The sequence below is a fragment of the Nostoc sp. genome, from assembly GCF_036917355.1.
Lineage (GTDB): Bacteria > Cyanobacteriota > Cyanobacteriia > Cyanobacteriales > Nostocaceae > Nostoc.
Map to the genome: position 1 here is coordinate 97,813 of NZ_JBALDP010000016.1, position 20,774 is coordinate 118,586.

Here is a 20,774-nt window from a genome sequence, read left to right on the forward strand (position 1 = left end):
TTTCATTCTTCATCCAAAATCCTTGTTTAACCGGACTCTTCACTTGTTCAAGAATTCTGAAAATCCCAAGTTCCGAGTTCTGAAGCTCAAGTTTCCAGTTCTGAAGCTCAAAGTTCGAGTTCTTAAGCTCAAAGTTCGAGTTCCAAGCTCAAAGTTCCGAGTTCTGAAGCTCAAGTTCCGAGTTCTTAAGCTCAAGGTTTGAGTTCCAAGCTCAAAGTTCCGAGTTCTGAAGCTTAAGTTCCGAGTTCCAGGTTCAAAGTTCCGAGTTCTGAAGCTTAAGGTTCGAGTTCTGAAGCTCAAGTTCCGAGTTCCAAGTTCAAAGTTCCGAGTTCTCAAAGGAAATGACTAGAAATTGCAGTCACCTTAACAGCGATCGCATCACTCACTCTACAAACTAAGCACTAGCTTCCGGCGTCGCTGATGACTGTAATTCAGTTCTATGCTCCTGACCGTAGTCATAAGGGCCATGAGTCACAACCGGCAACACTTCCCAGTTTTCAATTGCGGGTGGTGAGCTAGTTGTCCATTCTAAAGTCAAAGCTTGCCAAGGATTATCACCAGCCAAAGGCCCTTTCAGCCAACTGTAGATCATGTTGATGGCAAAGGGAATTACCGATATCGCCAAAACAAATGAACCAAAGGTACAAATCTGATTGAGGTCGATAAATTGGGGGTCATACATTGCCACTCGTCGGGGCATTCCTTTCAAACCCAACTCGTGCATGGGTAAGAAAGTAAGATTAGTGCCGATGAAGGTGAGGGCGAAATGAAGCCGTCCCCAATTTTCATTGAGCATTCGTCCGGTCATTTTGGGGAACCAGTGATAAATGCCGGCGTAGATGCCAAACACGGAACCGCCAAACAGAACGTAGTGGAAATGTCCGACTACATAATATGTGTCGTGGACGTGAACATCAAAGGGGGCTGTTCCCATCGTTACGCCGCTTAAGCCGCCCATGACAAACATGGACAACAAGCCAATGGCGAAAAGCATCGCCGTGGTGAAGCGGATTTTACCACCCCAAAGGGTAGCAACCCAGGCAAAAATCTTCACGCCAGTGGGAACTGCAACGATAAGAGTAGAGATAGTGAAGAACATCCGCATCCAACCGGGTGTGCCGCTGGTAAACATGTGGTGTACCCAGACGAACAAACCGACAACGCAGATAGCTACACTAGAGTAAGCGATCGCTTTATAACCAAAGATTGGCTTGCGGGAGTGAACTGGAATCACCTCGGACATGATGCCGAAGATGGGCAGAATCATTAAATATACTGCCGGGTGGGAATAAAACCAGAATAAGTGTTGATAAATTACAACGTTACCGCCTGCATCTGGTTTAAAGAAGGAGGTGCCAAAGTTGAGGTCAAACAACAACAGAACTAAACCGGCTGCTAATACAGGTGTGGAGAGAAGTGCCAGCAGTGAGGTAGCCAAGATTGCCCAGCAAAACAAGGGCACTTGATCCCATTTCATGCTGGGAACCTTCATCATCAAAATGGTGATCACAAAGTTCAGCGAACCCAAAATTGAAGAAGTTCCCACCAAAACGATCGCAAGTATCCACATAGTTTGAGCGATTGGTGCTGTCACCAAGCTCAAAGGTGGGTAAGCTGTCCAACCAGATTGGGAACCGCCAAAGATGAAACTACCTAATATGAGCGCACCTGCTGGGGGATTTAACCAAAAGGCGATCGCGTTTAGCTTCGGAAACGCCATATCCCTGGCACCAACCATCAACGGCACTAAATAGTTACCAAATCCCCCAATAGCGCTAGGGACAATCCACAGGAAGATCATGATCGTCCCGTGATTGGTCATGAAAGCGTTATACAGATTGGGGTCGAGTACGTCTGCATCTGGTGTTGCTAATTCGACACGGAGAGCAACAGCCATCAATCCGCCGATGAGATAGAACACAAACGCTGTCACTAGGTATTGGATACCAATAACCTTGTGGTCAACATTAAATGTAAAATAGTCTTGCCATTTCCACGCCTTCGGATGAGAGGTGTGGCCAGCCACCATTTCCGGTTTTTTTTCTTCTGGTGGAGTATTCCGTGGAAATTCTACCTGCGTCATATTTTTGTCCTTTGTCATTTGTCCGTTGTCATTTGTCCTTTGTCCTTTGTCTTTTGTCCTTTGTCTTTTGTCCGTTGTCATTTGTCCGTTGTCATTTGTCCGTTACGAATAACTAATGACCAATGACTAATGACCAATGACTAATGACCAATGACTAATGACCAATGACCAATGACTAATGACTCATGACTACTGACTCTAAAGTTGCTGCACTAATTCCCATATCATGGGTGTGGGGCGCGAGAAACTCTGATGTTGATAAGTCGGCTGGATTAACTGCAACGACTTGATTTAGGTTTTGCTGTTGAGCAATCTGATTTTCTGTCCGCCAGCTATCATATTCTTCCGGTGTGTGGACAATTACCTGTGTCCGCATTGAACCGTGATAACCACCGCACAACTCAGCACAAACTACGGGATATGTACCTGGTTTAGTGGCGACAAATCGCAGTTCGGTAGGGATACCGGGTAGTGCATCTTGCTTCAGCCTAAAGTTTGGCACCCAGAATGAATGAATTACATCTTGTGCTGAAAGGTTGAGTTGGACATCAGCACCAACGGGTATGTGCAATTCCCCAGAGTTAATGCCACTATCAGGGTAATTAAATAACCAAGCGTACTGTATGCCTTTGACATCAACAACTAAATCGGCTGGTTTATCTAGATTTTTGGGAGACGCGCCAATGCCAATTGTTGGGGCTATTGCTGGGGCAGTTGTTGCTTCAGAAGCATCGCTGAGTGTAGCAGCGATTGCAGTTCCCGACTTATGAGCAACATGAGCAACTGAATGAGGATGACCAGCAGGCTCAAAGCCGCCCATTCGGTTAAAAACATCTACGCTGTAGATGCCCAAACCGAGGACAATCACTGTGGGAATTGCTGTCCAAAAGATTTCTAGGGGAACGTTGCCTTCTATTGGCAAACCATCGGTATCATCACCGCGACGGCGACGAAACTTGACCAAAAAAACTATAATTGTTCCTTCTACCACCAAGAAGAGTGCGATCGCAATGGTAAACATGACGTTGAAAAAACCGTCTACCAAAGGCGCTTGTAACGATGCCTGCACCGGCATGAGAGTGTGGTTTTGACCGATCCAAATGCTGATTGCTGTAACTACTATCCCAGCAACCAGAGTCCATAGTGAAACAGGAATTTGTTGCATACATGCTACCTGCTTTGTAAACCGTCTTTAGAGCTGTTATTTTCTGAGTTTAGGTTTTAGGGGAGAGGTTATAGGTTACAGGTAATAGGAATTCATCTATTCCCTGTAACCTGTACCCTGTTCCCTTGTTCTTTCCCCATTTCCTATTTCCTTTTCACTTATTAACTTTCTAACGTGCAGCCATAAAAAATGGGGGAAACTTCCAGATTTTTTCCATATCTTTCCCCCAAAAAATGGCAAATTATATTTCAACTCATACCACAAAGTTAGCCCCCTGCTTTCAGAAAAGCTAGTTGTTCTAAGAGGGCACTGTTAGACCTAATATTGATTAGGCTATATTAGCAGCAAGTTTAAATTTGTTAATAGCTAACGTTTTGCGATTTACGGATTTGTTTACCGTGAACTTTTTATTAGTTACAGTAAGTATTGAGTATTCCCCTCAAGTTACCTTGCCTAGCGCATTTGCGCTTTATTCAAACAGTGCCTCCTTCGACGAACAACAATTTTGACTAACTCCAAAAACCTTAATTATTTAAAGCAACGTGAGTGTAGCAGTTCTTGGGACAAATCCGAGAACAAGCTTCACAACCAATACAGTTTTCTGGAGAAGTAACTGCCATTACTTTCCGTTCAATTTCTTCATCATCTTCATCTTCTACAAATTCACCTTCTTCATTGAGCGCCTTCAAGCCAAGCACATTGTAGCCGCATACTTTAACGCATCTGCCACAGCCGATACATTTTTCCTTGTCGATTTCCTGAGCGAATTTTGGTGTCCAAGCCTTACCGCCAAATGTCAAACCTGTTAGTTGTGCCATGAATAAATCCTCAGCAATTTTGCCTGTCAATCTGTTGGTGCATTAATCATCATATTATCCTAATCTTTTATTATTTTGTATTCAAAACTTACTTTTATCACATCAGTTTTCGATGACTTTGAACACAATACTCAATTGTTTTTTCTTTCATTTTATAGATAAAACTTATTGCAAATGATTCTTATGAATATTTAGTATTCTTCGTTCCCATGCTCTACATATAAATGCATTAAATGAGCCTCTGACTTAATCTCTAACTATAGACAGCAGCCCATGAGCAGCGATTTGCATGCAGAGGATAAGTAAAAAGTTGAAGATTTGAAACCTATACAGTTGAGTAAAGCTTCATATCTATGTGATTTATAACTGCAAATTCAACTATTATTTCCAGCAAATGCAACTATATCTATAAGAGTAATGATATTCTTTTTCAAATATTTGTGGACTTAGGCAAATAAATTTATATAAAAAGTATACACATATACCAGAAAGAATGTTCGCTAGTTACATTTTAATATATGCAATATGTATTTTAGAAAGCAACAACTTTCAATCTATTTTGATTTAAATATTTAAATAAATCATGACAAAAGGAATATTATTATTTCGTCTGAATACACAGAATTAATTTATAAAGGAACTGTAAAGTTTATGGCAGAATATTATGGTGCCTTAAATATTAAAATTATTAACAAATCAGAGGAAGCTCAATTGCAGAAGGCTTAAACATTTCCTAAAAATACTTTGTATAAGGTTTTATGGTCAAAGCTAAAATGTTCATTAATTACCTAATTAAATAAATGTTAAGATTTTTTCCGAAGCTCAATCCGAACAAATTAATCGTTTTTTTCATGAAATGTATAGTTAATAAGAAGTTTTATTAGGCTATTTTTAAATGCTTAAATAGCTTGTAATTAGATACGAACTTAACAAGTGGATGTGGGAATCGAACGTAGTGAGAAAAGATTATTCTCACTAGAAAGATCGTGTGGTAGGGATTCATGAATAAACAGGACTCATCCAGGGGAGACCTGAGCCAGACATCTCAACGATTAGAGTGGGAAAAGAGCCAAATGCCTTATACAATTCCTAACAACAGTTGCGTTGGATGTGACAACTGCCGCCCCCAATGTCCTACGGGTGCAATCAGAATAGAAGACAATGAATACTGGGTCGATCCTGGTCTTTGTAATAATTGTGAGGGCTATTATTCAGAACCGCAATGTGTAATAGCTTGTCCAACTAATTCTCCTATTCCTTGGCAGGCGAAAAAGGGAAGATGCAAAGTTGAACCAAGAGATGCTAGCAGCTTAGACTTGTTTTCTAATGGTAAGAATAATCCATTTGCTTCAGCGATCGCAATTTGGGAAGCTTGTAATGTATTAGCGCAGCGCACATCCCTACATTGGGAAACCGATGAAGAAGGCTACATCAGTTACAGCCGACAAGTCAATCAAGGACGAGGTGCGATCGCTTTTCATATCCAAGATCCCTTCAAAGTGAACGACAAGGCTACAGATATAGCAGCAATTGAGGGGCTTGACATCAGAGCCGCTTGCATACATTTAATTTTTGCAGCTTATGCCACAGCCTTAGAGCAACCTTGGGAGCAAGAATTTGCGATCGATGAGCGACAAATCGAGAAATATTTGGGGATGGAGAAACGCAAAGACTTAAGCAAAGCTGCCAAGCTAGCTTTAATGAAAAATATCGTTCAGCAAGCTTGCTCTCTGATTATCTCCATTGACTGGCCCCAACAAGGCCGAATTAACGGATTCTCTCTTGTCGGTAGCCGCTTATGGCACTTAGTAGATATTCAGCACCACTTCCAGGAAGATAATCTCGGATGCAAATATCTGATTGGGCTAACTTTTAAAGTCAAAGCAGGTTTATGGGCGCAATATTTCTTAAACAAACAAGCATGTAAAGAGCGAACCGCATTCTATCAATACGGCAGTCTCCCCAAAACGCTGCTAACCACAGTTATGAGTATTTGGCAGCAACATGAAGGCGCAGTCCGACTAATGCTGTGGTTGCTGTTTAAAACCAAAATGGGCAAAGAACAACGCATCACCATTCCTACCCTGCTGCGTATTGCTTACGGTGAAGAAAAAGTCGCCCTTGCATCCAGACAACGGGAAGAACGCAAACGTCTGCTGCGAACCTTTGAAAGCGATTTAGAAATTCTCAATCACTATGGAATGAAACCGCTTTTCGATCCGGTTACTTATCCACCAGAAATTCAACCTTTGTGGGCGAAATTAATCGATCTTCCCGAAGATCCAGACGAAGCATTAGAATTTTGGACTAATGACGGTGGTGCTGAAACTCGCCTCACAGACACAGGCCCCCGTGGTAAATGGAATCTGCTAATGAATGCGCGGATTTTGGCTTTTGAACTCCCGCCAGAATGGGAACAGCAAATCTCAGAATCGGAAAAAAAGAAAACAAGAACAGCTAAAGCCAAAAAGAAGCCCAAAGCTACAAACGATTTGCTAGGCGAACAGATTTTGCAGGCGCGAAAAAATTTAAATCTTTCCCAAAGAGAATTGGCAAAACTCACAGGTAAAAGCCAAAGCTGGATTCGAGATATTGAAAATGGTCGTTTAAAAGCCAAATTAGAAGACCAAGTACTATTACGAAAAGTCTTAAATATGGCTTCATCTTGATTCAATATTTAGAATTTAAACACAGAGAGACGCAGAGATTTTATTACGAATTTCTACACCGTTATCCTAAATACAGTATTTAATTAATTCGTAGCAAACTAAATTTAATAACACTCTGCGATACTCTGCGCTTCCCTTCTCTGCGAGACGTTTTGCGAATGCGTCCCTCTGCGTTTAAAAACTCTCCACTTCTATGTACTATAACTCATTACCTTACTAGAAGTAATCCAAAAACTACCGACAGCATATTTAGTAACTACTAACTCTCGTGTCGCATTGCATGAACTTTTCAGTTGTTGAGTCTTCGTTTCATCTTTCACAAGTTTAGCCTGGTAAGTATAGAGAGAACCACAAGGTTGTTCAAAACTAATTTCAGCTAAGATAGTACTATTGTCTAAACTTTGCTCTAAAATTTTGCCTGCAACTTTGTAATTAAACCAATCCCATCCTTTATAGAGAATTAGTTCTCTTTCCAAAACCTGAAGTGCAGCAGGCAGAATTCCCCAGCCTCGATAGACTTGATGTAAGCATTGAATATCACCACTACGAGTCAAAATCGATCTAAATGAATCTCGATTGAGACGACCATAGTATCTTCCTTCTGGCAAGTCTATAACTGTTGGTGCAAACCGATGTCCACCAAAGTGCGATGATTTCCAAATTCGCACATTATCTAAGCACAAATCAGCTTTACTCGCTGTTATTTGGAAGTAAAAAGGAGCGCCATATCTCGCACAACACTTATCATGGCTACCGTGGGTACAAACTAAAATATCTCTAGTTGTACTAGTTTCTACTTCCAAATTAGAATCGATACCCCGTATCCATTTTTGGACAACTCCTGCTACTTGCTCAATATTTGCTAGCTGAAACTCCTGCTTGTGGTATCCATTACTTAGTCCCTCTTCTTTTTGATAAATCAAAAGCGTAGTGTGATTTACCTTGTGTGATACATCATTAGCAATTAAGAGAAATCTAATCGGTAGTTTAGCACGCTTAACTTCTTCTACCAAAATCCTCAAATTCTGAGGCACCCACTTGGAGTTAAAGGCTTCTGATGTCCAAGGTAAAGGACACTCAACTAAAATATAAGTTTGATAATTGGTGGCACTACCAATAACATCTTCTCCTACTTGCCGCGAATCATCAGAACAAAAAAAAGTATTCATCTCGCTGTACTCATTAGCATATTTTATGGACAAAAGGTATTACAAAATACAATTGTGTTCTTAGCTACAATATCCTTGGCTCAAGGAGATAAAAAAGAACAATATTCATTTCCTAGCTAAAACTAGGTAGCCACTTTATAACATCATTATTGAGCGAGGTCTTTCCGGTTAATAAATTCTCCACAATAAAGATAAATAGTGTCAAGAGATATTTTTCCGTATGAGTGGCGTTAATTTTGTATCTAGTTTTATTATTATTTGGTATTTAATAAATTTTCATTAGCGGAAACTCAGTTTTTCTGAACTTGGTCTCTTTGGCAAAATCAAATATATTAAACCTAGTACATAGACGCAAAGCAACTTGGAGAGTTACCGACGATTAACTTGCTGACAATATTGATGTAGCTGATACTACAATCAAAAATGTTCCTAGCAGCAACCTAGTTGTTTAAAGTTTTGCTGAAATTATCTACATAGCTAATTACATATCCTCTTTTTACATATAAAGATATAATTCTGTGCCGTCATCTGAAAAATATATTTCTAAAGATAGATGCAGAAATATTTAATAAACAGCGATGGCTTTGGTAAGCCAATACTGTTTTAAGACTTCTTCCACACTATCTGCTTTCAATTTATCTATCGAATTATCCATATTGCAAATTATTCTCAATAGGTTGAGAAAATAAAAAAAGTCAAATTAGGGGTAAATGCTTTACTTCCCCGTACTCGATCTGCGATAAGTTAATAATTAAAAGTAGTGACTAATTATTAGCAGTGTCACTGACATTAACATTAACAAATTTGCTATTTAGCATTTTACCTAATCTAACTTCCCGAAGCTTGTGTCAGGGTTTGATGATAGGCATCTGCTTTGACTGTAACTGAAGTCAATAAGAAATGCAAGTTTTTAAGATTCTTTATGACTTCTTTACAGTTTGTTGCCTCTAGGACATTGCTTAAATCAAGATGAACAGGCATTTCATAGTAAGATAACCTACTACAACAAGCATTGATAGTTTCAATATAATAGATAAAGTTTTGCAATTGTGACAAATTGTTGCTAGTAAAGGCGCACTTACTAGTCCAAATATCTGTAGCTATGGCGATCGCATATTTCTACTTTCACGCAGAATTGAATCATTTTTTACCACGGCATCACAAACAGGTGAGAATCTCTCATGTGTTTGAGGAAAAAGCCTCTATTAAGGACATGATTGAGTCGTTGGGTGTCCCTCATCCAGAGGTGGATTCGATAAATGTTAATGGTGAATATGTAAATTTTTCTTACATAGTTTCTGATGGAGACACTATCAATGTTTATCCAATTTCAGCTAGGAATGTTATTATACCAAGCGTTTCTGTTCAGCCAAAATCTCTCAGTATTATCCGCTTTGTTTTAGATATTCATTTGGGGAAGCTTGCGACATCTTTACGACTTTTAGGTTTTGATACTTTATACCGCAATGACTACGAGGACGAGAAATTAGCCCAAATATCCTATACTCAAGCGCGGATTCTCTTGACTCGTGATAAAGGTCTATTGATGCGTAGTTTGGTAACGCATGGGTATTATGTTAGAAACACTAACCCTGAACAACAAATTCTAGAAGTACTGCAACGCTTCGACTTGTTTGAATTAATCTCACCATTTAAACGGTGTTTGCGTTGCAATGGATTATTAGAACCTGTAGATAAGCAATCCATTATTGAACAAGTGCCAGAAAAGGTGCGATCGCAGATTGATGAATTTCAGCGTTGCCAAGACTGCGATCGCATTTATTGGAAAGGTTCACATTATGAACGATTGCAACAGTTTATTGATGGCGTAATGAACTCACAAAGAGATGAGTAACTATTTACCCAGCTGAAATATTCCCACTGATTATTTGACTACCCCCGATTCTGGGATCTTCATCTTCGCGATTCAAATCATCAGGAGCGGGATTTTGCTTACTCTGTCCACTAACTTCTTCTGGTTCAATGGGATCTGCCTCTTGAGCTTTATCAATATCAAGAGAGCGAGGAGGTTCTTTGGCGTGAGAGAAATCGATAAGTGGATCGGGTTGCTCAGTAGTCATAAGTTGCTAAATAATAGTGTAGTTTTTTCTAGTGTTAAATGTATCTTGAGTGCAAACATCTTTCTTCAGAAAGAAACTACGTTGTGTGATGGTGTAATAACAGGTGAGTGAATGACATTAATTTTAGCTCTCGATTTTGGCGGAACAAAGCTGGCAGCAGCAACGGTAAATATCGGTTCGAGAAAGTGGTTGCGTTATGAACGTTGTCTCTCGCCAGTAGGTGCAGATGCTAGCACTGACTTGGAAATTATGCGATCGCTCATTTACTCTCTACTAGAAGACACAAAACCTGATGCGATCGGTATTAGCTTTGGCGGCCCGGTTGATGCTTCCACGGGAACGGTGCGACTTTCTCATCATGTGGCTGGATGGGAAAATATTCCTCTCAAAGCCTTGTTGGAGGAGGAGTTTGGCGTTCCTGTTGATGTAGATAATGATGCTAATGTTGCTGCTTTAGGCGAACACCGCTTTGGTGCGGGACAGGGATACGATAGCCTGTTTTACATCACTGTCAGCACTGGCGTGGGTGGTGGTTGGATACTCAACGGCCAGCCTTGGCGGGGTGCTGGTGGGATGGCTGGCGAAATTGGACATATCGTTGTAGATCCGGCTGGGCCACTTTGTTTGTGTGGGAAGCGCGGATGTGTGGAACGGTTGGCTTCGGGGCCTTATATGGCGCAAAATGCTAGGGAAATTTTGGAAAAGGAACCGCCAAGTCGCCAAGGAGGAAAGGTGTTGAGGGGTTTAGTGGGGGATAATTTAACGTTGCTGACGGGACAGTTGGTAAGTGAGGCGGCGGCGGCTGGGGATGATTTGGCGAAGGAAGTTTTGTACAAAGCTGGTTGGGCGCTGGGTGTGGGTATTGGCAATGTGGCGAACTTGATGAATCCGCAGCGCTTTGTGTTGGGAGGCGGTGTGACGAAGGCGGGTGAGGATTTTTGGCGAGTGGTGCGTCAAGTGGCGCGGGAGACGGCTTTGCCAGAAGTTGATTTTGAAATTGTGCCGGCGGTGCTGGGGGATGATGCGCCTTTATGGGGCGGAGTGGCGATCGCTTCTATGACAATCCCGCATTTGTAGATGAGTGACATGTGGAATGCATAAGTGCAAACAGAACTGGGTAGAGGATGTAAATTTAGGTAATAAATCTTAATACTCAGGTGAAAGATGGAATGGTAAGTTTTTTAAAGCTTATCTATCGATAGGTACTAGACAAAAATTCCCAAGTAGCTTTTTTTCCTGCTTCCAGAAACGAGGAAGATTTCCCCGCCGTAGTATTTCTTGGGCTAAAAAACATTCTATTCTCATTTCTCCGCTCCCTTCCGTCCATCCATCGCCTTTCCCTCCCCTCCTTTGAGTAATGATAAAGACTCTACGCTCCCTTTTTTCCTACGCAGCTTTAGCTACTATTGTTTTAGTAGCTGTGGTTACAAGCAAGTTAGTAATTACGCAGAAAATTGTGGCTGCCGAATCTACCAGGATCTTGTACGTCTACGTATCTCCCACGGGAAGCGATAACAAAGGCGATGGATCGCTAGGCAAGCCATTGAGAACGTTGGCGTATGCAGCAAAACAAGTTCAACCGAATCAAAACTACACGATTTATTTGAACCCAGGCGTCTACAAGGAAACGGAAGCGACGGTACTTCCACCGGGAGTAAATATTCAGGGAGCTGGTGAATCAAGCGTGACTATCACTAGCAACGGTGCTATTCCTGCTCCAGGAGTAAATACTGGCAGCAGTGACTGGAGTCTTTGGCATTATGGAAGCATTATTCAGCTTGTCTCGCCTAGCTACTCCGGCTCGAACCCTCGGTACGGGTCTCCTTCCGAGATGATTGAAGCGACAGACGGCAATCAGACGTTAGGCGGCTTCACCATAGACGGGAACGGCAAAACCATCAAAGCCGGCATCTGGGTAGAAAATCGTAACAACGTGACTACGCATAATGTCACGTTCAAAAACTTCCAGCACAGTGGTGCAGTTTTTACCCGTGGCAACATGTGGTGGTACGTCCCGCTTCCAGAGGGAAAGTGGATGAAGAACACAACGATACATGATTGCACATTTATCAACTCCGCAGCGGATGGAGTATCGGGAGCATCTACCGGGAACTTGAGACTTGGAGGACTGGATGGCGCTGACATCTACAACATTACTATCCGAGAAAATAAAGGATACGGCATAAAGTTCATGCATGTAGGTCATATACGTAACGTGAAGATTCACGATTGCGACATCCAGGTTCCAGAAGTTGATTCCCAGTGGAGCGAGGATGCTTCCATTGAACTTTGGAATTTGAGTTATGGAAACGAAATCTACAATGTTAACTGTAATACGTGGTTATCGATGGTCAATCATTCAATAATGAATGAATACCAGCCGACAACTACACACCCAAGCAATCTCAAGATACGAAACTTACGAATAAAAGATATTGACGGACACAGTGTTAAGGAGTCAATCGAAGTTGCCTTGAGCGGAGTTGAGATATCCGACTCCTACTTTCAGGATAAGGGCTTCGGTATTGCGATTTGGGGAGGAAAAGCATGGGGCGGAAGTATAGAAAATCACGACATCAACATCCACAATAATATTTTCGCAAATGTTGCTCGTAAAGTTCAATTTGGTTTCGGGAACAGTGCTGCCATCTTCATTCCCGATCCAGCTTCCAACATCAAGATTCACAACAACGTGTTCGATACTTTAGGGAATAGCCTACAGATCAACTCCGCAGACAGAATATCGATCAAAAATAATGTGTTCTTGAACTCTCAAGGAGACGATGTGCAAGGAGGTAAGAACATTACTTTCACTAATAATCTCCGCAGAAATACGAACCCAGCAAAGTCAACTTGGCAGATCCAATTCGCGGTTAATGCGACAAATATCCAGGGAGATCCAGAATTTACAGGCGCGGGCGATCGTTGGAATTCTTACTACAAACCGGCTTCGTCACGCAGTCTTGTAGTGGATAGAGGAACTGATGTCGGACTTCCTTACTCCGGTTCGGCACCTGACATCGCTCGATGGGAGTGGTAAGGAACGTTCGCTTCTATAACAATCCCGAATTTGTAAATGAGTGAGGCGTGGAGTGTATAAGTGCAAACAGAATTGGTTATTTTTGATTGTGATGGAGTGTTGGTAGACAGCGAAGGATTAGGCAATCGCGTTCTTGTGGAATTTGTCGCTGAGTTTGGACTTGCAATGAAACTTGAAGAAGCTATTTTGTTATTTAAGGGTTGCAAAATGGCTGATTGTGTTGCTGTCATTGAGCAAAGACTTGGGAAAAAGATGCCGCAAGATTTTGTAACTCAGCTTCGTACCCGTACTGCTGAGGCATTCGAGCGTGAACTACGTCCTGTAGAAGGAATAGAAGCAGCTTTAGACAAGATTAATCTACCTATTTGCGTTGCTTCTAGTGGGCCACCGGAAAAAATTAAGTTAGCTTTGCGTGTAACTAACTTACTGCCTCGATTTGAAGGACGTATCTTTAGCTCATATAAAATTGGAAGCTGGAAGCCAGCACCCGACTTATTCTTACATACGGCTAAAAGTATGGGGTTTCAAGCTCCATCTTGCACTGTTGTAGAAGATAGCGTTTTGGGTGTACGTGCAGGTGTTGCTGCTGGTATGAGAGTTTTAGGTTACACCGAGCCAAGTGAGGCTAATCTACTTGAGGGATTTGGAGCGCATGTCTTTTACTCTATGTACCAACTGCCTTCTTTGTTGTCGCACCATTAAACTTATAATTATGAGTCTGATGTAAAAATTAATACTCTGAGCGATATTAAAGTATTTTTTTTCATTTAAACCTACTATTACTGTTGAATATTTTGACGAAACTCTCTAATAGCTTCCAAGGGAGACGATAACAAAACACAACGATTGAGCAGGGATAAATCTAATTCTGCTAATAGCTCACTTTTAACAACTTTCTCATATTCTTGTTCTCGTAAGCAGTAAACCTCAATTGTGCCATCTTCCCAAAACCAAACTTCCGGGACTCCCATTAATTTGTACTTCTGTAACTTTATGGGACTACCGCTAGTAATGACTACTTCAATACAAAGGTCTGGTATAGGTTTGTCGGTTCCAAAGCAATAAGATAAGTCAGCTTGATATTCTACTATCTTGGGAACAACCTGGCTAAAACTCCCACTGGGGAAAAAATCAATCCCCTTGATTTCAAAATAAGTAATCAGCAGTGCAGCGATTAAACACTTAATCACTTCATGAGGCTTACCAATAGTCACTATCTCTAAGACTCCATCACAATAAAACAACCGCACCCCTAGTACGTTTTCAAAGCTAGCTTGAATTGCTTTAAACTGTTCCCAACTTAACCCATGTCGAAAGAAGCGTTGTTCTTCTGGTAAGTTAACAGCATTTTCTAACGTTTGAGTCATAATATTTTTTACTCCTCAATTAGTAGTCACAAAATTTATCTCATTTCAATTTTAAGTCAAAACCAAATTATCCCGATGAATCACGGTTTCTGCACCGGCATATCCTAAAATTGTGGAAATTTCCCGCGAATGACGCCCAGAAATCTTTTGCAATTCATTGCTGTTGTAATTTACAAGTCCTCTGGCAATTTCGTTACCGTTGGTGTCACATAATTGCACCGCATCCTGTGTGTCAAACTCTCCTTCTACTAACTTAATTCCAGCTGCTAATAATGATTTTCCCGCTAGAGAAATTGCCGCGATCGCACCTTCATCTAAATACAATTTCCCCGCAGGTACAAGTCCATAAGCTATCCAACGTTTACGCGCCGAAGTTGGTTCGGGTTGCGGTTCAAAATGCGTCCCAATCAATTCACCTTGGATAATTTTTTCGATATTCCGGGGAAATCGCCCTTGGGTAATTACGGTACGGACTCCCGCAGCGATCGCAATCCTCGCAGCCGAAATTTTTGTCACCATCCCACCAGTACCCCACTGAGAACCTTGGGAACCTATTTGTAATTGAGCTAATTCTTTAATGCTACTAACTAAAGCGATCGGCCGCGCATCTGGCACGGAACGGGGATCGGCTGAGTATAGCCTATCAACATCGGTGAGCAAAAATAGCCAATCTGCTTCTACTAAGCTGGCAACTAATGCCGAAAGGGTATCATTATCACCAAATTTTAGTTCGTCTATTGCTACAGTATCATTTTCATTGACTATGGGGATGACTCCCAATGCCAGTAGTTCCTGAAAAGTGTTGTAGGCGTTAAGATAGCGGCTGCGCTGTACTAGGTCACTACGAGTCAGTAATACTTGGGCGATCGCCTGTTGCAAGGTAGTAAATAAATCATCGTATATCCGAATTAACCTGCCTTGTCCAACTGCTGCTACAGCCTGTTTGAGTGCGATCGCTTTAGGACGTTCAGTTAAACCCAACCGCGCACAACCCACGCCCACAGCGCCAGAAGAAACCAAAATCACCCGATGTCCTTGGCGTCTTAAATTACAGAGTGTTTCCGCCAAAGTAGCGATAGTAGAAAGTGCTAATTGTCCCGTTTCTGGTTGAGTTAGGCTGGAAGTACCGATTTTGACAACAATTGTTAGTGGCATCTAAAAAGTGAGGAGTTAGGAGTTAGGAGTTAGGAGTTGAATTTAATTCATAACTCATAACTTCTAACTCCTAACTCAATTTGTAAAGCGCCAATCCCTCTATAGTGAAGGTTGACGCTTTACGGAAGTATATTTACTTAGTATGAGTTAGGGTCTTTTTTGGCTGACCCCATGTTATTAATACTTATGATCCCCGATTTTTTGGTTCCAGTAAGATTCCTTAACCATTTCTTTAGATTTACTTTCCTGACGATTTATCAACTTTTGTGAATCTTGGTTTTCTTGGGGGTAATAGAGGCTCCCAGAATTTCAGATATCCAAACTTCAAAGTTGCGGACAGGATGAGAGCGCAGAGCCTCGTCGGCATGAACAATTGGTTCGACTAAAATGGTAAACATTCCCAGACGATTACCTGCTAAAACATCGGTAAACAAGCGATCGCCTACCATACCCACTTGATGCACTGGTAGATCCATTCCCCTCAGTGCTGCTCTAATTTTGCGTCGGGAAGGCTTGGCTGCACCTAAGTAGTAAGGTAAGTTGAGCGATCGCGCGATTCCACCAATTCGTGCTTCACTCAGGTTGTTACTCACCAAGCACAGTGCAGTACAGGCGCGGATTTGCTCTACCCACTTTTGTAGTTCTGGGGAAGCTATTCCGACTGTAAAGGGTACTAAAGTTTCATCTACATCCAATACCAGCCCCTTAAGCCCGTATTTTTGGATAATATCTGGTGTTAGGTTCAACACTGAACCTTCTAAAATCAAGTCAGGCTGTAAAAGATTGTTCCAGACCATAGTCAACAGTCAAATATAGATAGCTAAGACAAATGAGCATAACCCAATATAGTTTAGTTAGTCGAACTCCATCCTGGAATGTCTCCCTGAACATTTTGAGATAAAATTCCTAAAATCTTATCTATCTTTTTGATGTAATAATTACTCAAATCGATAAATATATCCTTTTCTTCTAACTTCAAAAACTTCCAAATGTCGCCTGTTGTTACCGCGCCATAAATTTTTCTGATTTCATTGCCTTCTTGTTGATTAAACAATTGTGCTGCCAACATTGCAGCTGCACATAGACCTAATCCACCTTTAATATTTTCATTTTTGGCTTCAATAATCACCACCACTGGCACATTAATCGTTAGCTGCTCTTTAGAACGACTGATGATAAAGTCACAGTATCCATTCAGACCTTTTTCTGCATCTACATTAAAGTCTGTTGCCGAAAATAAGCTAATTGGATAATTAGCTCTACGTCTTACCTCCAACAATATCGGAGTGATAATCATTTCTGAACGAGCTTTTTCGGTATTAATTGCTAAAGCCAGTTCTGTAGTTTCTTCTAAAGGATTTTTGAGTTTCTCACTTGTCTGTAAAGGTTCTATGTCAGCACATAAATCAGTTTCTTCATCAATGCGGATGCTGAATGACTTTTTAAATTTACTTAATGTAAAATCGTTATAAGCCATTTTCAGCACCTCATACCAATTTTAGATTTAGATAATGGAATTGAAAATCACAACCAAAATGTTTGTTCCAGAATCTTAAACAGTACTAATTGTCCCAATTTAGTGTCAAGGTTTTATAGCTTCCACTTTTAATGGGACATGATAAAAGGTTTAGGTAGATTTTGATTACAATGAAAATTCCCAATTAAAAATTCAAAATGTCACATTTTCATTTTGAATTTTTAATCTTATTCCACTTCATTAAAAAGATGTTCTTCTAACAGAGGTTGCACTTTCCGAAACTCCTCTGGAGAAAGTAGTTCAGGCTCACCTGTTTTCGTTATCCGTGCAAAAAATAACAGGGGATCTAGAGGTGTATAAATTGCATACTCCTGATCTTCATCATAGAAGCTAGCGAGTAGCTGTAATTGTTCTGGCTCTAAATCTTCCCCTTCGTCTTCGATTTCTAAGGTGAAGAGTTCTGATTCTTCAACTGGTGGTAAATCACCTGCAACTGTCAGAGCATAAGCTGTGTTCTTCAATATCAGATTCTGCTCAGATAGTACAGCTTGGGCATTAGCAAAAATTTGCTCAATAATGGCGTCATCTTCTACCAAAACCGCTTCTTCTTCCTCACCATCACCTTCCCAAGAAAAAATTTCTACAGGTGAGTCTACAGGAAGAAGCAAAACGTATTCTTGTCCATCTACCTCCAGGGAATGCTCTATATAACAGTCGAGCGATCGCCCTTTGTCATCGGTTAAAGTGATGGAACCCGCATGAGCGTTATCATTTTCTTCAGGAAATGGAGAGGAAAACATAGCCGAAATGTAGAAATTTAATAAATACCAGCAAGTTTGAAAATCGCTTAACTATAGTTAATGACATATTATGTCAAGCAAATAGCTTTATACGTAGATACAACTGCTGGCTAATCGTTTTCAGAATATCATGTTAAAAGGTATCAATATTCAATAGCCGCAACTGAACTGCGGGAGTTGGCACGCTTAACATCCAGCCATTGTTGCAAAATCAAAGCGGCTGCCTTGCGGTCAATCAAACCTTTATGGCGTGACGGGGAGCGGTTTTCAGCTATCAGCAGTTGCTCTGCTTGAAATGAAGTTAATCGCTCATCCATATATTCCACAGGCAAGTTTAGTGCTTTAGCAAGTCTTGTAGTAAATTTTTGAACTTGACGAGCCTGAAATCCTAGCGAGCCATCCATTGAATAAGGTAAGCCCATAACTAGAACTTGCACCTCACGTTCATTAACTATTTGTCGGATTTGCTCGACATCCTGCTCAAAAGATGTGCGCTCAATTGTAGTGATACCCGTGGCAATTAAACCCGTGCGATCGCACCCAGCCACACCAATCCGCTTGCGACCGTAATCTAATCCCAAGGCTGAAATAAACGGTTTTGGTTGCTCTTGGGATATCACACTAATTCTCCTGCTTTCCATCTGCTGATTCAGAAATCGGCGATGTTTCTATGCTAGGGTTTTTTACCGAAAAGTTAATCGGTTCTGGCTTGCTTGGCAGAGGTTTATCTGACGATGGCAACTTTCCTGGTTGTATCCATGACATCCCACCTGGTATAGGTTTACGAGTTGGTTGTAAACCTTGCAGCATATCAGTCCATTGGATTCCTTCTAAGGAAACGAATTTCGACTCTCGTAACTTGTGCCACACAGAGCGAGACATAACTAATGTATGTTCTATGCGTTTTGCCCCAATTCGCTCCAAATATTCTTCTCGCTCTGCTTGATAGTCTGAGGAGGCTAGTTGTAACCCTTGCTGGGGAAAATCTTGGGCAATGCGAGCCAGTTGAGATAGTAATTCTGGATAAAGCCAGGTGTAAGCAGGATGAACTGTCAGCGTTGCAGCATGGGGAACTTCACCCTTGCGGTCAAGTTGCACCTGAAAATAGCCGATCGCAGCTTTGCGTTGCGGTTCAAATACGTAACCACTGACTACCTCTGTTTTAGTGAGCCATTGCTTCACTGCATCAGTTAAAGCACCAAATAAACTGGTTTTAAAGTCGCGGGTGTTGCGGTCAAAAACCTGACGTACCAGAGGTGGCATCGATGCCGTATCTAGTTGATATAGCAACTGGGCATCAGCATTGCTCACTGGCAATAGGTTGGGCAAGTCTGGCTCTGCTTGTGCCAATTCAGCCAGTAATTCTGGCCCAATTTCCCAGTATGTCATTTCTGCCAGACGCTGGAATCCATTTTGCCGATATAGTGCCAGCGCCTCTATGTCATTGATGTTAACTTCTAGTAGCCAGGTGCGAGCTTCTAAAATCGACTCAAAGCAATGACGCAAAAGTTGCGAACCAATTCCTTGTTTATCGACACCACGCTCTAGTAGCACTTGATCGATCCGCCAAGTACTGCGTGTGCGGTTAAAGGGTGAGACTTGAATCATCCCTAAAAGTATCCGCCCTTGCTCTGCCACAAAAGCACAGAGGCGATACTGTAGCGGGTTAGGAAACCAACTTAAAAATTTGAGTAATCCATACCAGCGACGCAGCCTTTGCATCTGGCTGATGGCAAAACCTGCTCCCTTCGGAGTAAGGGCTGCGAATGACTCTTGAGTTATGCGTTCAATGCCGTCCAAATCCCGGTATTGGACTGGTCGGATAACAACGCTGAGGTTTCTGGGAAGTAATGAAGTCATTTTTATTCGAGCCGCCATTTAGCCTTAACTAACTGCTCTTCAAAGGAAGGAACTGCTGCAATAATCTTAACTAGTTTCTGCTCTCTACTATTGTGCCAAAAGGGTGATTTTAGTAACTTAATACTTAAAAAGCAGAAAAAGCAGACCTTGTGAGAACACCATTGGCATTGACCCAACAACATCTGCCCTTATTTTATTTGAATTTTGATTAAAATTTGTATATATTTTATAACCCTTGCCGAGAAACTAGCTTTTCAAAGTTGGCTTGGGTTTGATGGAGTAATTGGTGGCGACTATCTACCAGTGTTTGCTTCAGGGTTGGAACAAGATTACGAGCTTGCAGAGTCATGTGAAGTTGCAAGTTGGCAACATATTCACTGAAATCTTGATTCATTTCATCTGCGCCCGCATCCGTTAATAAATTTGATTCCATTGCCACTGTGTTCTCCTGTGTTAATCCTGTGCTGTCTCTCTTCATGACCAAAAACTATCACGTTGTTTGGACTAACTTCTTAATTTGCAATGAAGTTTAACGCTTCTTAGGGATAGGATGTCCCTTAAAATCTTAAACCAACGCCACCTTGTACCGAGATAGCTGTACCACTGCTATCTCGGTAGGCATCAAAAGCAATAATGGCATTGCCAAAAAGGACAGTATTGCTATTTGGGATCATATAATCAATGCCCGGTTGTAAAGCAAAACTAATTTTGTCGCCTACAGGAGAAGAACCACCACCACCAGCCAACACTAACCCAGCACCCAAGTAGGCATCAGCTTGCCAGTTGAGGGGAAAATCGTAAGAAACCGTTGGTACAACAGCCGTATTATTACCAATTAACACTTGAGCGCGGAGGGAAATTGGTGCTTCCAAAAGCTTGTAGCGCCCCGCGATTACTCCCCCCAATTGGATACCATCGGTAAAACCAACAGTGGGGCCGATACCAATATAACTGCCATAAGCTACTTGAGCTTGTGCTGGTTTAGTACTAACCAGACTCAAGACCAAACCAGCCCCCAAAACTGAAACCAAAGATGGAATATACTTCATAACCAACTCCTCACACCAATTTGTCATTAGTCATTTGTCAT

19 protein-coding genes are annotated in these 20,774 nt (G+C 41.5%); 5 read left to right on the forward strand and 14 right to left on the reverse strand.

Translation table 11 applies throughout. From position 1 onward, the window contains the following. Positions 1–394: 394 nt before the first annotated feature. The 3 genes from ctaD to fdxB form a co-directional block, all read right to left on the reverse strand. A complete protein-coding gene (gene ctaD, locus V7K53_RS04945) occupies positions 395–2,083 on the reverse strand; it encodes a cytochrome c oxidase subunit I (RefSeq protein WP_335196537.1) in 1,689 nt (562 codons plus the stop codon). A 175-nt stretch (positions 2,084–2,258) separates the two neighbouring features. Then, positions 2,259–3,248 (reverse strand): cytochrome c oxidase subunit II, encoded by a 990-nt coding sequence (locus V7K53_RS04950; RefSeq protein WP_335196514.1) that lies wholly within the window; start codon positions 3,246–3,248, stop codon positions 2,259–2,261. 524 nt (positions 3,249–3,772) lie between these two features. Next, complete coding sequence (fdxB, locus tag V7K53_RS04955; protein ID WP_335196515.1) at positions 3,773–4,066, reverse strand: ferredoxin III, nif-specific; 294 nt, start codon at positions 4,064–4,066, stop codon at positions 3,773–3,775. A 1,073-nt stretch (positions 4,067–5,139) separates the two neighbouring features. On the opposite strand from fdxB, the gene V7K53_RS04960 reads away from it, so the two are divergent. Then, positions 5,140–6,735: a helix-turn-helix domain-containing protein gene (locus V7K53_RS04960; RefSeq protein WP_335007563.1), complete on the forward strand. Its 1,596-nt coding sequence runs from the start codon at positions 5,140–5,142 to the stop codon at positions 6,733–6,735. Positions 6,736–6,926: 191 nt separating this feature from the next. On the opposite strand, the gene V7K53_RS04965 is transcribed toward V7K53_RS04960, so the two are convergent. Next, positions 6,927–7,904, reverse strand: a complete 978-nt coding sequence (locus V7K53_RS04965; RefSeq protein WP_335196517.1) for a sucrase ferredoxin — start codon at positions 7,902–7,904, stop codon at positions 6,927–6,929. Between the two features lie 1,102 nt (positions 7,905–9,006). Between V7K53_RS04965 and V7K53_RS04970 the strand changes: the two genes are divergently transcribed. Continuing rightward, positions 9,007–9,759 (forward strand): Mut7-C RNAse domain-containing protein, encoded by a 753-nt coding sequence (locus tag V7K53_RS04970; protein WP_335196538.1) that lies wholly within the window; start codon positions 9,007–9,009, stop codon positions 9,757–9,759. A gap of 4 nt (positions 9,760–9,763) precedes the next feature. Here V7K53_RS04970 and V7K53_RS04975 read toward each other — a convergent pair whose 3' ends face one another. Continuing rightward, positions 9,764–9,985: a hypothetical protein gene (locus tag V7K53_RS04975; RefSeq protein ID WP_335196518.1), complete on the reverse strand. Its 222-nt coding sequence runs from the start codon at positions 9,983–9,985 to the stop codon at positions 9,764–9,766. A gap of 111 nt (positions 9,986–10,096) precedes the next feature. On the opposite strand from V7K53_RS04975, the gene V7K53_RS04980 reads away from it, so the two are divergent. The 3 genes from V7K53_RS04980 to V7K53_RS04990 all read left to right on the forward strand — a co-directional run bounded on the left by V7K53_RS04980 (position 10,097) and on the right by V7K53_RS04990 (position 13,727). Next, positions 10,097–11,062 carry an ROK family protein gene (locus V7K53_RS04980; RefSeq protein ID WP_335196519.1) on the forward strand — a complete coding sequence of 322 codons (966 nt, stop codon included), beginning with the start codon at positions 10,097–10,099 and terminating at the stop codon, positions 11,060–11,062. A gap of 379 nt (positions 11,063–11,441) precedes the next feature. Beyond that, the gene (locus V7K53_RS04985) at positions 11,442–13,025 is read left to right on the forward strand and encodes a hypothetical protein (RefSeq protein WP_335196520.1); all 1,584 of its coding nucleotides are present in this window, start codon (positions 11,442–11,444) and stop codon (positions 13,023–13,025) included. Between the two features lie 60 nt (positions 13,026–13,085). After that, positions 13,086–13,727, forward strand: coding sequence for an HAD family hydrolase (locus V7K53_RS04990; RefSeq protein ID WP_335196521.1), 642 nt, complete (start codon positions 13,086–13,088; stop codon positions 13,725–13,727). Positions 13,728–13,804: 77 nt separating this feature from the next. On the opposite strand, the gene V7K53_RS04995 is transcribed toward V7K53_RS04990, so the two are convergent. From V7K53_RS04995 to V7K53_RS05035, 9 genes are all read right to left on the reverse strand, one after another. Next, the gene (locus V7K53_RS04995; protein WP_335196522.1) at positions 13,805–14,392 is read right to left on the reverse strand and encodes a Uma2 family endonuclease; all 588 of its coding nucleotides are present in this window, start codon (positions 14,390–14,392) and stop codon (positions 13,805–13,807) included. Between the two features lie 51 nt (positions 14,393–14,443). Further along, positions 14,444–15,547 carry a glutamate 5-kinase gene (gene proB, locus V7K53_RS05000; RefSeq protein ID WP_335196523.1) on the reverse strand — a complete coding sequence of 368 codons (1,104 nt, stop codon included), beginning with the start codon at positions 15,545–15,547 and terminating at the stop codon, positions 14,444–14,446. 257 nt (positions 15,548–15,804) lie between these two features. Beyond that, positions 15,805–16,344 carry a YqeG family HAD IIIA-type phosphatase gene (locus V7K53_RS05005; RefSeq protein ID WP_335196524.1) on the reverse strand — a complete coding sequence of 180 codons (540 nt, stop codon included), beginning with the start codon at positions 16,342–16,344 and terminating at the stop codon, positions 15,805–15,807. Between the two features lie 53 nt (positions 16,345–16,397). Beyond that, the gene (locus V7K53_RS05010; RefSeq protein WP_335196525.1) at positions 16,398–17,024 is read right to left on the reverse strand and encodes a hypothetical protein; all 627 of its coding nucleotides are present in this window, start codon (positions 17,022–17,024) and stop codon (positions 16,398–16,400) included. A 227-nt stretch (positions 17,025–17,251) separates the two neighbouring features. Next, a complete protein-coding gene (locus tag V7K53_RS05015; RefSeq protein ID WP_335196526.1) occupies positions 17,252–17,824 on the reverse strand; it encodes a DUF3727 domain-containing protein in 573 nt (190 codons plus the stop codon). A 143-nt stretch (positions 17,825–17,967) separates the two neighbouring features. Next, the gene (gene ruvX, locus V7K53_RS05020) at positions 17,968–18,444 is read right to left on the reverse strand and encodes a Holliday junction resolvase RuvX (protein ID WP_442940469.1); all 477 of its coding nucleotides are present in this window, start codon (positions 18,442–18,444) and stop codon (positions 17,968–17,970) included. 1 nt (position 18,445) lies between these two features. After that, on the reverse strand, positions 18,446–19,702 hold the full coding sequence (locus tag V7K53_RS05025) for a GNAT family N-acetyltransferase (RefSeq protein WP_335196528.1): 1,257 nt from the start codon (positions 19,700–19,702) through the stop codon (positions 18,446–18,448). 208 nt (positions 19,703–19,910) lie between these two features. Further along, complete coding sequence (locus tag V7K53_RS05030) at positions 19,911–20,117, reverse strand: hypothetical protein (RefSeq protein WP_322690484.1); 207 nt, start codon at positions 20,115–20,117, stop codon at positions 19,911–19,913. Between the two features lie 124 nt (positions 20,118–20,241). Then, on the reverse strand, positions 20,242–20,733 hold the full coding sequence (locus V7K53_RS05035; RefSeq protein WP_335196539.1) for a hypothetical protein: 492 nt from the start codon (positions 20,731–20,733) through the stop codon (positions 20,242–20,244). Between the last annotated feature and the right edge of the window lie 41 nt (positions 20,734–20,774).

Excerpts from the sequence above, each read along its gene's own strand:
- V7K53_RS04950 (WP_335196514.1), bottom strand. The coding sequence starts at position 3,248 with ATGCAACAAATTCCTGTTTCACTATGGACTCTGGTTGCTGGGATAGTA.
- V7K53_RS04960 (WP_335007563.1), top strand. The coding sequence starts at position 5,140 with ATGCCTTATACAATTCCTAACAACAGTTGCGTTGGATGTGACAACTGC.
- V7K53_RS05030 (WP_322690484.1), bottom strand. The coding sequence starts at position 20,117 with ATGGAATCAAATTTATTAACGGATGCGGGCGCAGATGAAATGAATCAA.
- ctaD (WP_335196537.1), bottom strand. The coding sequence starts at position 2,083 with ATGACGCAGGTAGAATTTCCACGGAATACTCCACCAGAAGAAAAAAAA.
- V7K53_RS05035 (WP_335196539.1), bottom strand. The coding sequence starts at position 20,733 with ATGAAGTATATTCCATCTTTGGTTTCAGTTTTGGGGGCTGGTTTGGTC.
- V7K53_RS04980 (WP_335196519.1), top strand. The coding sequence starts at position 10,097 with ATGACATTAATTTTAGCTCTCGATTTTGGCGGAACAAAGCTGGCAGCA.
- V7K53_RS05015 (WP_335196526.1), bottom strand. The coding sequence starts at position 17,824 with ATGTTTTCCTCTCCATTTCCTGAAGAAAATGATAACGCTCATGCGGGT.
- V7K53_RS04975 (WP_335196518.1), bottom strand. The coding sequence starts at position 9,985 with ATGACTACTGAGCAACCCGATCCACTTATCGATTTCTCTCACGCCAAA.
- V7K53_RS04970 (WP_335196538.1), top strand. The coding sequence starts at position 9,007 with ATGGCGATCGCATATTTCTACTTTCACGCAGAATTGAATCATTTTTTA.
- V7K53_RS05005 (WP_335196524.1), bottom strand. The coding sequence starts at position 16,344 with ATGGTCTGGAACAATCTTTTACAGCCTGACTTGATTTTAGAAGGTTCA.
- V7K53_RS05010 (WP_335196525.1), bottom strand. The coding sequence starts at position 17,024 with ATGGCTTATAACGATTTTACATTAAGTAAATTTAAAAAGTCATTCAGC.
- proB (WP_335196523.1), bottom strand. The coding sequence starts at position 15,547 with ATGCCACTAACAATTGTTGTCAAAATCGGTACTTCCAGCCTAACTCAA.
- V7K53_RS04965 (WP_335196517.1), bottom strand. The coding sequence starts at position 7,904 with ATGAATACTTTTTTTTGTTCTGATGATTCGCGGCAAGTAGGAGAAGAT.
- fdxB (WP_335196515.1), bottom strand. The coding sequence starts at position 4,066 with ATGGCACAACTAACAGGTTTGACATTTGGCGGTAAGGCTTGGACACCA.
- V7K53_RS04995 (WP_335196522.1), bottom strand. The coding sequence starts at position 14,392 with ATGACTCAAACGTTAGAAAATGCTGTTAACTTACCAGAAGAACAACGC.
- V7K53_RS05025 (WP_335196528.1), bottom strand. The coding sequence starts at position 19,702 with ATGGCGGCTCGAATAAAAATGACTTCATTACTTCCCAGAAACCTCAGC.